General features: G+C 55.6%; 10 protein-coding genes and 1 riboswitch. Of the genes, 7 read left to right on the top strand and 3 right to left on the bottom strand.

Annotated elements, in window-relative coordinates; translation table 11 throughout:
• Positions 1–5: 5 nt before the first annotated feature.
• A complete protein-coding gene (locus tag RUE5091_RS20345; protein ID WP_058283777.1) occupies positions 6–485 on the top strand; it encodes an invasion associated locus B family protein in 480 nt (159 codons plus the stop codon).
• A gap of 92 nt (positions 486–577) precedes the next feature.
• Here RUE5091_RS20345 and thiC read toward each other — a convergent pair whose 3' ends face one another.
• Positions 578–2,368: a phosphomethylpyrimidine synthase ThiC gene (thiC, locus tag RUE5091_RS20350; RefSeq protein WP_058283778.1), complete on the bottom strand. Its 1,791-nt coding sequence runs from the start codon at positions 2,366–2,368 to the stop codon at positions 578–580.
• A gap of 108 nt (positions 2,369–2,476) precedes the next feature.
• Positions 2,477–2,596: riboswitch (TPP riboswitch) on the bottom strand.
• Between the two features lie 252 nt (positions 2,597–2,848).
• Positions 2,849–2,992, bottom strand: a complete 144-nt coding sequence (locus RUE5091_RS23450; RefSeq protein WP_207383756.1) for a hypothetical protein — start codon at positions 2,990–2,992, stop codon at positions 2,849–2,851.
• Between the two features lie 312 nt (positions 2,993–3,304).
• Here RUE5091_RS23450 and RUE5091_RS20355 point away from each other — a divergent pair, with 312 nt between their 5' ends.
• The 4 genes from RUE5091_RS20355 to RUE5091_RS20370 all read left to right on the top strand — a co-directional run bounded on the left by RUE5091_RS20355 (position 3,305) and on the right by RUE5091_RS20370 (position 8,861).
• Positions 3,305–6,091 (top strand): bifunctional aconitate hydratase 2/2-methylisocitrate dehydratase, encoded by a 2,787-nt coding sequence (locus tag RUE5091_RS20355; RefSeq protein ID WP_058283779.1) that lies wholly within the window; start codon positions 3,305–3,307, stop codon positions 6,089–6,091.
• Positions 6,092–6,333: 242 nt separating this feature from the next.
• Positions 6,334–6,510: a hypothetical protein gene (locus RUE5091_RS20360; protein ID WP_306347879.1), complete on the top strand. Its 177-nt coding sequence runs from the start codon at positions 6,334–6,336 to the stop codon at positions 6,508–6,510.
• A 355-nt stretch (positions 6,511–6,865) separates the two neighbouring features.
• Positions 6,866–8,170: a hypothetical protein gene (locus RUE5091_RS20365; protein ID WP_058283781.1), complete on the top strand. Its 1,305-nt coding sequence runs from the start codon at positions 6,866–6,868 to the stop codon at positions 8,168–8,170.
• Positions 8,082–8,861, top strand: coding sequence for a hypothetical protein (locus tag RUE5091_RS20370; RefSeq protein WP_131726348.1), 780 nt, complete (start codon positions 8,082–8,084; stop codon positions 8,859–8,861). The genes RUE5091_RS20365 and RUE5091_RS20370 overlap by 89 nt, the downstream gene beginning before the upstream one ends.
• Positions 8,862–8,991: 130 nt before the next feature.
• On the opposite strand, the gene RUE5091_RS20375 is transcribed toward RUE5091_RS20370, so the two are convergent.
• On the bottom strand, positions 8,992–9,900 hold the full coding sequence (locus tag RUE5091_RS20375) for a LysR substrate-binding domain-containing protein (protein WP_058283783.1): 909 nt from the start codon (positions 9,898–9,900) through the stop codon (positions 8,992–8,994).
• Positions 9,901–9,995: 95 nt separating this feature from the next.
• Here RUE5091_RS20375 and RUE5091_RS20380 point away from each other — a divergent pair, with 95 nt between their 5' ends.
• On the top strand, positions 9,996–11,516 hold the full coding sequence (locus RUE5091_RS20380) for a trimethylamine methyltransferase family protein (RefSeq protein ID WP_058283784.1): 1,521 nt from the start codon (positions 9,996–9,998) through the stop codon (positions 11,514–11,516).
• Positions 11,517–11,561: 45 nt separating this feature from the next.
• Entirely contained in the window at positions 11,562–14,030 is a 2,469-nt protein-coding gene (locus RUE5091_RS20385; RefSeq protein ID WP_058283785.1) for a GcvT family protein, read from the top strand.
• The last annotated feature ends 16 nt before the right edge of the window (positions 14,031–14,046 follow it).

Below are 14,046 nucleotides of genomic sequence, written 5' to 3' on the forward strand. Positions count from 1 at the left end.
GCAGAATGAATACTTGGATAGGCGCTCTGGGGGTTACACTGGGCTTGGCACTCCCGCTTTCCGCGCAGGAAGGTGCTGCGCCGCCATGGTCCGTCAATTGCAGCAATCTGGTGAATGGATCTGAGCTGATTTGCGAGATGACCCAAAGCATCGTGTTAACCGAAAATAATCAGCGGCTTACATCCATCGCTTTCATTAAAGCCGCAGGTAATGACGAGATCGAGACCGTGCTAACTCTGCCATTCGGCTTGCTGTTTTCGGAAGGTCTGGTTGCAAAGGTCGATGATACTGAGGTCGCCCGCCTTGAGTTCCTGACATGCGAGGCACAAGGCTGCTTTGCCCGTTCACCGGTGTCCCCGGAATGGATATCGGCGATGCGGGCGGGCAAACAGTTGCAAATCGACGCCACAAACAGGATCGGAGAGCCGATATCGTTTGGCTTCGATCTGACCGGATTCAGCAAAGTATCGGGCCTTTTGCCCTGACACCCCGGCAATTCAAAGCAGAACCTACTGGGTGGTAGCTTTTTAGAAATGCGTGATAGTGCGGAGCCGAAAAGATCGGCTCCGCAGCGAATTCAGTCTTCTACAGGCATATAGAGGTCGCCGCCTTCGCGGAACTTGGCGGCCATAGCTTCCATGCCTTCTTTCTGCGCCTCAGTTCGAATGTCGTGGCTAATCCGCATTGAGCAGAATTTAGGCCCGCACATCGAACAGAAATGCGCCACTTTGTGCGCTTGTTTAGGCAGGGTTTGATCGTGGAATTCACGCGCTGTTTCAGGGTCCAGTGACAGGTTGAACTGATCTTCCCAGCGGAACTCGAACCGGGCGCGGGACAGCGCATCGTCGCGGCGTTGCGCGCCCGGCAAACCCTTGGCCAAATCGGCTGCATGAGCGGCAATCTTATAGGTGATAACCCCGGTTTTCACATCATCCCGGTCGGGCAGCCCCAAGTGTTCCTTGGGTGTGACGTAGCAGAGCATTGCGCAACCAAACCAACCAATCATAGCCGCGCCAATGCCGCTGGTGATGTGGTCATACCCAGGCGCAATGTCGGTGGTTAGGGGCCCAAGCGTATAAAAGGGCGCTTCGTGGCAACATTCCAATTGCTTGTCCATATTTTCCTTGATCTTGTGCATGGCCACATGGCCCGGGCCTTCGATCATCACTTGGCAATCCTTGGCCCACGCGATTTTGGTCAACTCACCCAGCGTCTCCAGCTCGGCGAATTGAGCCTCGTCGTTGGCATCGGCAATCGAACCGGGGCGCAGACCGTCGCCAAGGCTGAAGGATACGTCATATGCGCGACAGATATCGCAGATCTCGTCGAAGTGCTCATACAGGAAGCTCTCCTTGTGGTGATGCAGGCACCACTTGGCCATGATCGAGCCGCCGCGTGACACGATGCCAGTGACCCGTTTTACCGTCATCGGCACCATGTGCAGGCGGACGCCCGCGTGGATGGTGAAATAATCGACGCCTTGCTCGGCCTGCTCGATCAGCGTGTCACGAAACACCTCCCATGTCAGGTCCTCGGCAATGCCGTTGACCTTTTCCAGCGCCTGATACAGAGGCACTGTACCGATCGGCACAGGGCTGTTGCGGATGATCCATTCACGAGTGTTGTGGATGTTGCGACCGGTCGACAGGTCCATGACGGTGTCAGCACCCCAACGGATCGACCAGACCATCTTGTCGACTTCCTCTGCCATCGAAGAGGTCACGGCCGAGGTGCCCATATTGGCGTTGATCTTGACCAGGAAATTGCGCCCGATGATCATCGGCTCACTTTCTGGGTGGTTGATATTCGCCGGGATAATGGCGCGACCAGCGGCGACCTCATCACGGACAAATTCCGGGGTCACATAGTCGGGAATGCTTGCACCCCAGTCATTGCCCTCACGCTGTTCGGCGACGGCTTCGCGCAGTTGGTTTTCGCGGATGGCGATGAATTCCATTTCCGGAGTTACGATACCAGCGCGGGCATAGGCCAGCTGCGTCACAGCCTTTCCGTCCTTGGCACGCAGCGGTCGCGGACGCACAGGGAATTCGGGCGTCAACCGGTCACCTTCGACAAAGCCGTTGTCCTCGGGTTTAATCTGACGACCATCATATTCTTCAACATCCGCCCGTTCTTCGATCCAATTACGGCGCAGCGGGTTCAATCCCTGCCGAATATCCGTTTTCACTTGCGGATCAGTATAAGGCCCCGAACTGTCATAGACGGGTAGGGGCGGTTCCCCGGCGGTGGGGTGGACCGAGATTTCGCGCATGGGCACGCGTACATCCGGGTGCAAGGTGCCATTCACGTAAATCTTGCGCGATGCAGGCAATTCGCCCGTGGTGATCTTGGGATTGGGGACATTCATGTTGGTGCTCCTCAAGCAGTTTAACTCAAAAAGACACCAGATGAGTTTTGGCTTGGGGAAACGAGAAGGCGAAAGCCCCCTGTTCGGAGTGCGACCGCCCGGTTTTTTGGCCTGCGCACCCTAGCTTCCTACGCCAGTATCAACTGGGTCAGGTTCAAAGGGTCGCGTCACCGGGCATTGCCCTGTCAGCCTCTCAGTCCCCTCGGTGGGACTCCCCTGCGTGCTGGTGATTTAGCTTGAAGGGCATCATTGAGACAAGCGCCAAATTTTTCTTTTCAAATTTTGTTGTAGCCCCGCAATTTGCATCAGACAGTTCGACCATTCATTTCAGTATGAACAACAAATGACTTAGCGCTTTGGCCAGGCCTGGAAACGCGTCGCAAGGCCAGCCCGTGACATGAAGACAGAAATTTTGACCAGAAGCCTTTTGTCGATCTTCCGAAGGTTTTCAATATTCATGCGAGAGCAACGATCTTCACGTCACCATCCATCTTGCAAATCCTGTTTCAATAAACGCAGATGTACATAATGATAATAGTATGTGGGGCACACGGTAGGGTCTGCGAACTTCATTGCCATACGCATCACCGGCGACACCACACCGCGCACACCGCGTTCGGCCATGATCTCTTCCAAATCACGATAAGACACCGTGTGCCGCAGGTAGAAGAATACAGCTTACAGAACTGTATCCTTGGGAAAATGGCAGCCTTCCAATGAGATCATGCTGAAACCTGTTCGGAAACTATTCGCCGAGAACAAACGTCAGATTACGTAAGCTCGTCCATTAAACCCTCAAAGTCTGCGACACATCAGATCAGGTCTTGAAACTCTCAATGAATTAGTATACCGCCGCATACAATTGAGTTCCGGACCGGGTCAGACGGCCGCGAATCCGACACGCCACACCATCCAACGCTAGCAGCGGGAACAGCCATGAGCCTATATACAGACTACCTCAGCGAGATCGAAACCCGCAAAGGGCAAGGGCTGCACCCCAAGCCCATCGACGACGGCGCCTTGGTGAAAGAGATCGTCGCCCACATCAAGGATGCGGCAAGCGAACATCGGGACGGGGCGCTGAACTTTTTCATCTATAACACGCTGCCAGGCACAACCAGCGCCGCCGGTGAAAAGGCCAAATTCCTGAAAGAGGTTATTCTCGGCGAAGCTGAGGTAGAAGAGATATCGGTTCCTTTTGCGTTCGAACTTCTGTCGCACATGAAAGGTGGTCCTTCGGTTGATGTTCTGCTGGACCTGGTGCTAGGTGAGGATGCCGCGATTGCGGATCAGGCCGCCGAGGTGCTGAAATCGCAGGTCTTCCTGTACGACGCCGATACCGACCGTCTGAAGGCAGCCTATGAAGCTGGGAATACAGTCGCGAAAGACGTTCTGCAGAGCTATGCAAAAGCGGAGTTCTTTACCAAGCTGCCCGAGATCGACGAAGAAATCGAAGTTGTAACCTATGTCGCGGCCGAAGGTGACATCTCGACCGACTTGCTGTCACCGGGCAATCAGGCGCACTCGCGGGCTGACCGGGAGTTGCACGGCAAGTGCTTTATCTCGGATAAGGCGCAGCAGGAGGTCGAAGCACTGAAGCTGCAGCACCCCAACAAACGTGTCATGCTGATCGCGGAAAAAGGCACCATGGGTGTGGGCTCGTCCCGGATGTCGGGCGTGAACAACGTGGCGCTGTGGACCGGTAAGCAGGCCAGCCCCTATGTGCCATTCGTCAATTTCGCGCCGATCGTTGCGGGTACCAACGGCATCTCACCGATTTTTCTGACCACCGTGGGCGTGACCGGCGGTATCGGTCTGGACCTGAAAAACTGGGTCAAGAAGGTGGATGAAGACGGCAACCCGATCCTGAACAATGACGGCAACCCGATCCTTGAAGAGAAGTATTCGGTCGCAACCGGCACGGTTCTGAAGATCAACACCAAAACGCACAAGCTTCTGAGTGAAGATGGCGAAGAACTGGTTGACGTGCCTTCGTCCTTCACTCCGCAAAAAGTAGAGTTCATGAAGGCCGGCGGATCCTACGCCATCGTCTTCGGCAAGAAACTGCAGGCACTTGCGGCCGAGACGCTGGGTGTTGAGGCACCTCTGGTGTTTGCACCGTCGAAAGAAGTCAGCCACGAAGGTCAGGGCCTGACCGCGGTCGAGAAGATCTTTAACAAGAATGCCGTGGGCTCAACCCCAGGCAAGACCCTGCACGCCGGTTCGGACGTACGTGTGAAGGTCAACATCGTCGGTTCGCAGGACACCACCGGCCTGATGACCATGCAAGAACTTGAGGCGATGGCCGCCACCGTCGTGGCACCCAGCGTTGATGGAGCCTATCAGTCGGGTTGCCATACCGCGTCGGTCTGGGATGCCAAAGCTCAGGCAAATACGCCTCGTCTGATGAAGTTCATGAACGACTTCGGCCTTGTCACTGGTCGTGACCCGAAAGGGGTTTATCACTCTATGACGGACGTAATCCACAAGGTGCTGAACGATATCACCGTGGATGACTGGTCGGTGATCATTGGCGGCGACAGCCATACCCGCATGTCCAAAGGCGTGGCCTTTGGGGCCGACTCGGGCACCGTGGCGCTGGCGCTGGCAACGGGTGAAGCCTCGATGCCGGTTCCGGAATCGGTCAAGGTAACTTTCAAGGGCAAGATGGCCGAGCATATGGATTTCCGCGACGTGGTGCACGCCACCCAGGCGCAGATGCTGGAGCAGCATGGCGACAACGTGTTCCAGGGCCGTGTGATCGAAGTACACATTGGCACGCTGTTGGCGGATCAGGCCTTTACCTTCACCGACTGGACAGCCGAGATGAAGGCCAAGGCGTCGGTCTGTATCTCGAATGACGAGACCCTGATCGGATCGCTGGAGCTGGCCAAGTCGCGCATCCAGATCATGATCGATAAGGGCATGGAGCATGAAAATGGGATGCTGCAGAAGTTGATCGACATCGCTGATGCACGCATCGCCGAGATCAAGTCCGGTGAAAAACCTGCTCTGACGCCTGATAACAACGCGGAATACTTCGCCGAGGTTGTCGTCGATCTGGATCAGATCGTCGAGCCGATGATCGCCGACCCGGATGTCAACAATGCTGACGTGTCAAAGCGCTATACGCACGATACGATCCGTCCGATTTCGTACTACAATGCCGAAAAACATGTAGATTTGGGCTTTGTCGGGTCGTGCATGGTGCATAAGGGTGACATCAAGATCGTCGCCCAGATGTTGAAAAATCTTGAAAAGGAAACCGGTAAGGTCGAATTCAAAGCTCCGCTGGTGGTCGCGGCTCCGACCTACAACATCATCGACGAGTTGAAGGAAGAGGGTGACTGGGAAGTGCTCGAGAAATACTCGGGCTTCGAATTCGACGACCTGTTCCCGAAACAGAAGGCACGCACCGAGTACGAGAATATTCTGTACCTCGAACGCCCCGGCTGTAACCTCTGCATGGGCAACCAGGAAAAGGCAGCCAAGGGCGACACGGTTCTGGCCACGTCGACACGTCTGTTCCAGGGCCGTGTTGTGGGGGATGCCCCGGACAAGAAGGGCGAAAGCCTGCTGGCGTCGACCCCGGTTGTCGTGCTGTCTGCGATTCTGGGCCGGACGCCAAGGATCGAAGAGTACAAATCCGCCGTCGAAGGCATCGACCTGACCAAATTCGCGCCGCCCGTAGCGCCGGAAAGGACCAAGTCGGCCCATTTCTAAGACCTGCAGGGCCGGTTCATCCGACGCAGGATGGGCCGGCTCGCTTTCCTACCAGATGTGATGTCCGGGATGCTGGGCTTGACCGCCTTGACAGTGTAGACTGATTGCACTGTGACACGTTCATCAAGCCAAAACAGGTCTGGTGGACGCCTCCGTGAGATACTTTCATGGGCAAGAAAGTCCCTTCGCCTTGTATTGACGTCTGCAAATTCAGTCGTGCGGGTCATTGCATTGGCTGTTCTATGACCAAAAGTCAGAAAAAGCTGTTCAAAACGATCAAACGCGCCAGCCAGCAACAGGCGTTTCTGAAGTTGCTTGTCAGCCAGCAGAAAAAATTGGGCCGGTACAGCCATTGGGGACCGGCCTATCTGAAAAAACTCAAGAAAAAGAAAGTCAAAGTGAAAATCACTCTGACCTGATGGCTCCGCACGGGAACCATAATTCTGCAGTGATGGTTCAATCTATTGGCGAGTATTGGTTCTTGAGGATTCTATTTGTTGTAAACGCTCTTTTGACGACATTCGGCTGCACCTGTCAAAACGCTCATTTTCAGCGTTGAAACTGAGCTAATTCGCGACGTTCAACCAAAACTGCACCGGGTTGAGGCCCGCAAGCTGTTTGGACTGAGCTTGTTGCTGACTTTGGCCTGATGCATCTGGGCCGCTATTTTCCTTGCCGATTCCGTCAGCTTTTTCTTCGTGTCGTGGAATTCAGGGTTGGGTCTTTCTGCCGCCGGTGAACAACCATGGTCCGCATTGTTGATCGGACTTCTTGGTGATCTCGCAGGACGAAGCACCTGTCATCCTGGCCCGGGGCGAGCGTATGGCCGAGTACGTGTTCTATTTGATTGTACAGGACCATGTCAGCGCGCAAGAGCCAGATTTCACCGTGTCCTGGCATTTCGTGTACATCTCCAAACCCGAACGTCAGGGGCGGTTCGTTATATGGCGCAGCCCCGACATGAGGCTGTTTTATGTGCCTCTGGCGACCAAACAAGACGGCCAGCATCTGCTGCGAAAACTCAAAAAGGAATACCGCTCGGACAAGCGTGGCTTCGCACTGCAGGACGTGCCGGACGCGGCTCTGGTTCAGAATATCTCGGCCCGCGATGCGTTTTCGGCGCTTGAAGACATTTCAAAGAAAATGGGAACGCCATGCCCAGACAGGTTAAGCGTCGTTTCCAGAAATTTGCCCTTTCTGGCGCTTGTCGGATTTACCGCGCTTGGCCTGTGGTCCATCGTTTCAGGCGGAACGTTGAAGACGGGCGTTCCACTGTTAAATCACCCTTTCGTTGTGCTGTTCGTTACGGCTTTGCTGGCTCAGGCAACGCATCTCCGAAAACACCTGCCCCGACTGCGTCACCTTCACTTTGTGGGCTATAGGCTAGAACGCGGTATCGATTGGGCCCCGACCGCGGTGACCTGCGATGCGTCCGGCATGGAGATCTGGCGAGAAGGCAAAGTCTTGTGCATTGGCTGGCCCATGGTCCGTGCGGTGCACAGTGAAAACTATCTGACTGTAATCGAGATGACGGACGATCAGGTTTTTGTCGTCCCAGAAATCCCCACCGCGGCAAGTTTGCTGGCTGCCCATCGTACGGCGCGGGGGCTGGGCCCGAGGAATGAAACCAGGCGCGCGTCGCTGCCGAAACAGGGGAAACGGAAACGCTGGTCGTCGTTCCTGATCAATGGCCTGGTTTGGTTCATTATTTTTGTCGTTGTTTTTGGATTGATCGGATTGCTTCAGGCCAAACCTGCCGCAGCCGAAATGTTGCGGGAATCAACCCTGCCGGTCTGGTACAAAGAGGTCTCTCCTCAGGAACGCAAAGCCGCGTTGGCTGTGCACAGACCAGTGAACCATCCACTTTTTGATGAAAAAATACGGGTTGAAGAGGACGGGTATCAGACCGTCAGGCAGGGATTTTTCGTCGTGCATGATCGAACAAGTCTTGAGGATTTCGATGAAATTCGCCTGACAGTGGACCCAAATTTTGAACGTGCAGCTATCCGACTTCGCATGGGGCCTGCCGCTGTCCACGGACAGCACCGAGCTGGTCGAAATCGTACGGCAGCTTCCTGACAAACCCACATTTGAGGTTCTGCAGGAATACACCTTTGTGGATACAGGGCCGGTGGCTGCCATATTGTATGTCACTGAAACCTGGCGGGGTGTGAACGCAGATAACAAACGATGGCGCTACTACGGTCAGCATGGGGAAGAGCGGTGCAAAAACTATGAGGAATGGTACGCCAAACGCTTTCCCGGTGCCTCGCATCCCGACGTGATGGTCGTTGAGGATGATCTGGATGCCAACGTCATAAGGTTGGTGCAGCGCTATTCCCCTCCGCGCGTCGGGTTCGAGGAAGACGGTCTGTGGGACGCGCTTGGTCACTTTGGCTCTGCGGTTTCGGGTGAATTGTACGAATTTGACGACGACAAAGTGCTCGTGGGACAATCACGGGTCAACGACCCGATCCACGCTGTGCACAAAGTGGTCATGCGCAACGTGCCCGCGCCATTGCGGCAACCGGTTGGCCACAGCTTCGAAAACCGCTTTTCCGACTTTGAAACCAAAGGGGATTGGAGCGCAGAAGAGAGCGGTCTGTGCTTGAAAACCAAAGCAACCACTTTTAAGCTAGGAGACGAAGACGCCTGGCGGGCGGGTGCGGGTTACGCCGACGATCATGACTATTTCAACGTCAACTTACATCAAAACCTGTTCGGTCAGGTGATGGATGAGCCGGTTTACCTGAGTCTGAATGCAACATAGTTGGCGGTTTTCCCGCTGCTTCTAATGGTCTCTCTGTTAATAAAGTTAATTTTCCGCCACGGTGTCCAGACCGAAGTCGCAGCCAGCCGCGCAAAGATGGACGCAGGAGAAGGCTGAAGCCCGAACTTTTCTAATCATGCTGTCGGGCGGACAAAATCCAATCGCGCACAATCTCGGCCTCAGGGGTAAGGGGGCGGGTTCTCGACCAGACCAGATAGAACCCTTTTCCTGTCTTCCACGCCCAGTCCGTGCGTGCCGCCAGCATGCCCTGCCGCACCAGCGGAGCAACGACGTGATGCCAGCCAAATGCAAATCCTTCGCCGGCCATCGCGGCCTGAAGAACCAGCGCATAATCGTTTAACCGTAGCCCGGTCCGCGGAGTGACTTCGGTAATGCCAAAAGTGCGAAACCATTGCTCCCACGTGGGGCGTTCGCGGATAGGTTCCTCTAGGTGAATAAGCCGCTGGTTTAAAAGACCAGGCACATTTTTAAGGTTTACGGCAGCAGCCATGACCCTTGGTGCGGCGACGGGATAGATAATCTCGTTTGATATCAACTGCGCGTCACAACCGGGCCAATCGCCATCGCCAAGCCGTACGGCGAGGCTGATGGTTTCCACGTTCAAGTCCGGCTCGCGATCGCTGGATTGCAGGCGCAACTCGATATCGGGATGGTTTTGTTGGAACGATGCGATACGGGGCATGAGCCAATAGTTGTTGAAAGCCGAGGACGCGCTGAGTGTCACGTGATCATTGCTAGCAAATTGCCGGATCGAGGCTGCGGAATGCGACAATATCTCAAACGAACGTGTGACATCTGAAAACAGGCGGTCTCCTGCATTGGTCAAAGTGATCTTACGATGGCTGCGCCGGAATAGAACGACCCCCAGAGTAGTCTCCAATTGCTTGATCGAGGCACTGACCGCGGGTTGCTGAACGTTCAATTCTTCTGCCGCTTTGGTGAAAGACCCCGTGCGCGCAGCAGCTTCGAAAACGACCAGATGGCGGGGTGAGGACAGAAGGGACCAGAGTTTTTGCATAAATTCAGATTATGCTAAACATCAAAATTTTCAACCGTCACAAAGGTGCAGTTCGGCGCTATGACTCAAGGTGAAACAAGACGGTGAGGGCTCCAATGGCACGTCGCGCTCGGGCATCCAGAAAACGGCAGGGCACGGGCACGGCTGTACCCGCCTCACCACAAATTCAGCGTCAGGCCCCGTTTTACGATCTACTGGATGAGGAACAGGCCGTCCGTCTGGAACAGCAGGTGGATTGGATTTTGCAGGACGTGGGCATTGCCTTTCGCGACGATCCCGAGGCGCTTGCACTATGGAAACGTGAAGGGGCAAGGGTTGACGGCGATATCGTACGGGCCCCTGCAGATTGGATCCGCGCCCTCTGTGCCAAGGCTCCGAGTGAATTTACTCAGTTGGCGCGCAATCGGGATCGGTCCGTGGTCATCGGTGGTCGAAATCAGGTTTTCGCCCCGATCTATGGTGCCCCTTTCGTGCGTGATCTGAAAGGTGGGCGGCGTTATGGCGATCTGAAATCTTTTGAGGACCTTGTCCGCCTGACCTATCTGCACCCGAACCTGCATCACGGGGGTTTTGTGACCTGCGAGCCGTGTGATGTTCCGGTCAGCAAGCGGCATCTGGATATGTTGCTGGCCCACTTAACGCTGAGCGACAAACCGCATCTGGGCGCCATCACCGAGATGAGTCGCGCTCAGGACAGTGTCGACATGGCCGAGATCGTATTTGGCGCGGATGTGATGGCGGAAAACTGTGTCATCATGGGCAACGTGAACACCAACTCTCCGCTGTTGGTGGATCGGGTGGTGACCGAAGCTGCCCGTGTCTACAGCAGCCGGGGTCAGGGTATGATTGTGGTGCCGTTTATCTTATCCGGGGCGATGGGGCCGGTGTCGACCGCGGCCTCAGTTGCGCAGGCGATGGCCGAGGCGATGATGGTCTGTGCATATGTTCAGCTTATCCGCCCGGGTGCACCATTTGTTCTGGGGAACTTCCTGTCGTCGATGTCGCTGAAATCCGGTGCACCAACTTTTGGCATGCCCGAACCGGTGATTTCAAACTACGCGATCGGGCAACTGGCGCGCCGCGTGGGCCTGCCCCTGCGTTGCGGTGGTTCGTTGACGGCCTCAAAAATCGAGGATGCGCAAGCTGCTTATGAAAGCGCGGATACGATGCATTCAACCATGCTGGCCGGGGCAAATTTCGTTCTTCATTCAGCGGGTTGGCTGGAAGGTGGTCTGTGTACAGGGTTCGAAAAGCTGATCATGGATGCGGATCGGCTTGGGTCTTATCAAAAGGTGTTGGACCTTGGGCTGGACACATCAGACGAAGCTCTGGCCCGCGACGCTTATGAAGAAGTTGGTCCGGGAGGTCATTTTTTGGGCTGCGGCCATACCATGCGCCACTATCAAAGCGCGTTTTACGAACCCGCACTGAGCCACAGCGAAAATGTCGAAAGCTGGGAGGATGAAGGCGCCAAGGACATGCGCACCCGCGCTTATGAACGCTGGACCCAGATGCTGAAAGACTATGAGGCGCCCCCCATAGATGTGGCGTTGAGAGAAGAGCTGGAGGCTTTTGTCGCCAAGCGCAAAGAGAGTCTGCCCGACGCCTGGTATTAAATCCTCCGACAATTCACCGATGCCGGTCAATAAAGGAAAACACGCATGCCTGAGATTCAAAAAGACGAAACAGCCTCCGGCAAACCGCTGCCATCCCATGCCAAGGTCGTTGTCATCGGTGGTGGCGTCGTTGGATGCTCGATCCTGTTTCATCTGGCCAAGTTCGGCTGGAAGGATGTGGTGCTGCTGGAACGTGATGAGCTGACCTCGGGCTCTAGCTGGCATGCGGCGGGGCAGATTCATACGATCAGCTCGGACCCAAATATCAGCCGCCTGCAGAGTTACACCATTGATCTGTATAAAGAGATCGAAGAGACCTCGGGGCATTCGGTTGGCTTGCATATCACTGGCGGATTCTACGCGGCGTCGACCAAAGAGTGGTACGATTACCTAAAGCGCGAACGATCGAAGGCGCGCTATATGGGTCTGCATCAGGAGTTCATTTCTCCGTCCGAGTTGGCCGAACGGCACCCGTTGGTCGACCCGAAACATTACTATGCGGCGCTGTGGGATGATCAGGATGGCGATCTCGATCCATCCGGCGCGACTTATGCCTTTGCCAAATCGGCGCGTGTACACGGCGCGCAGTATTTCACCCATTGTGGTGTCACCGCGATGTCGCAACGTTCTGACGGCTCGTGGGATCTGACCACGCCCAAAGGTCAGATCAATGCCGAATATGTGGTGAATTGTGGGGGACTCTGGGCGCGGGAGGTGGGGCGTATGTCCGGTATTCACTTGCCGGTGCAACCGATGGAACACCATTATCTGATCACCGAGAAAATCCCTCAGATCGCCGAGCGTATGGAAGCCATGGGTGAAGCCGGGCGTTTGCCGGCGGGGATTGATTATGAGGCCAACATTTATTTCCGGCAGGAACGTCAGGGGATGCTGCTGGGCACGTATGAGCCGAAATCGACCCCATGGAAGATCGGTGGCACACCGTGGGATTTCGGGCATGAACTGTTGCAACCTGACCTTGACCGCATTGCCGACCGTTTGGAGATGTCGTTTGAACGTATTCCCACCATTGGTGAGGCTGGTATCAAGGACATGATCAACGGCCCGTTTACCTTTGGCCCCGATGGCAACCCGATGATCGGCCCGGTGCCAGGGATGAAGAATTACTGGGTCGCCGTGGGTGTCATGGCGGGCTTCTGCCAGGGTGGCGGCGTGGGCCTGACGATGGCTGAGTGGATGATCGAGGGCGAACCCTCGATCGACGTCTGGGCCATGGATGTGGCCCGGTTTGGCGAGTTCGCGACGCCCGAGTGGGGCACGATTAAATCCTCGGAAAACTACGAACGCCGTTTTGTGATGACATTCCCGAACGAAACGCTGCCCAAGGGTCGGATGCAGAAGACTACGGCGCTCTATGATCGGTTGGTCGCCAAAGGTGCTCTGATGGGACAAGGCTTTGGTCTGGAAAACGCGCTGTGGTTCGCTGATGGCCCCGAGGACGCGCATGAAGACCCGACATTCGAGCGCAACCGAAGTCACGACTATGTCGCGCGCGAGGTGAAAGCGGTGCAAGAAGCTGTTGGTGGGATTGAGATTGCCAATTTTGCCAAACATGAGTTCAAAGGCGCAGGCGCGCGGGCCTATCTGGATCACGTGCTGGCCGGGTTTGTGCCTAAACCGGGCCGCTTGACGCTGACGCCGATGTTGACGCCCAAGGGTAAACTGTATGGCGATTTGACCGTGGCTTGTCTGGCCGAAGATCACTTTATCCTGTTCGGTTCCGGTGCTATGCAAGAGGCGCACCGCCGTTGGTTCGAGAAAGACCTGCCGGGCGATTTGACCTATGCCAATGTGTCAGATGACTGGCACGGCATCGCCCTGTCTGGCCCCAAATCTCGTGAGCTGCTGGCGCGACTGACGCGCGAGGATGTCTCGGCCGGGGCTTTCAAATTCCGAGATCTGCGGCAGACCTTTGTGGCCGGGGTGCCGGTGATCCTGAATCGCATCTCGTTCAGCGGCGAACTGGGCTACGAGATCTACTGCAAGTCGCAATACCTGCTGCGACTGGCCGAAGCCATTGAAGAGGCCGGTAATGATCTGGGCTATCGCTGGTATGGGGCCCGTGCGCTGATGTCGATGCGGCTGGAAAAAGGATGGGGCGTCTGGACGCTGGAATTCCGCCCGGATTTCAACGCAGTGGAAAGCGGTATGGACGCCTTTATCAACTGGAATAAGGAATTTGTCGGCAAGGCCGAAACCGAGGCGGTCCGCACAGAGGGCGCCAAACAGAAACTTGTGACAATGACAATCGACGTCGACGGAATTGATGTGTCCAATGACGAGGCAATCCTGAAGGATAGCGTTGCCGTCGGATATGTTTCGTCAGGAGGCTATGCGCACCGGGTTGGGGCGTCTATGGCGATGGGTTATGTAGCCGCAGAAAATGCCGCGCCGGGCACAATCCTGCAGGTGGAAATTCTGGGTGATTTTTACGACGCCACAGTTCTGGGCGCGCCGATTTATGACGCCAACGGTGCCAATATGCGCGCCTGACTTGGCGGTCGCCTTC

The organism is Ruegeria denitrificans, assembly GCF_001458295.1.
In the GTDB taxonomy this organism is placed as follows: domain Bacteria; phylum Pseudomonadota; class Alphaproteobacteria; order Rhodobacterales; family Rhodobacteraceae; genus Ruegeria; species Ruegeria denitrificans.

What these genes read in the sequence shown, in the direction of transcription:
- RUE5091_RS20345 (WP_058283777.1), top strand. Translation starts at nt 6, where the DNA reads ATGAATACTTGGATAGGCGCTCTGGGGGTTACACTGGGCTTGGCACTC.
- thiC (WP_058283778.1), bottom strand. Translation starts at nt 2,368, where the DNA reads ATGAATGTCCCCAATCCCAAGATCACCACGGGCGAATTGCCTGCATCG.
- RUE5091_RS23450 (WP_207383756.1), bottom strand. Translation starts at nt 2,992, where the DNA reads ATGGCCGAACGCGGTGTGCGCGGTGTGGTGTCGCCGGTGATGCGTATG.
- RUE5091_RS20355 (WP_058283779.1), top strand. Translation starts at nt 3,305, where the DNA reads ATGAGCCTATATACAGACTACCTCAGCGAGATCGAAACCCGCAAAGGG.
- RUE5091_RS20360 (WP_306347879.1), top strand. Translation starts at nt 6,334, where the DNA reads ATGACCAAAAGTCAGAAAAAGCTGTTCAAAACGATCAAACGCGCCAGC.
- RUE5091_RS20375 (WP_058283783.1), bottom strand. Translation starts at nt 9,900, where the DNA reads ATGCAAAAACTCTGGTCCCTTCTGTCCTCACCCCGCCATCTGGTCGTT.
- RUE5091_RS20380 (WP_058283784.1), top strand. Translation starts at nt 9,996, where the DNA reads ATGGCACGTCGCGCTCGGGCATCCAGAAAACGGCAGGGCACGGGCACG.
- RUE5091_RS20385 (WP_058283785.1), top strand. Translation starts at nt 11,562, where the DNA reads ATGCCTGAGATTCAAAAAGACGAAACAGCCTCCGGCAAACCGCTGCCA.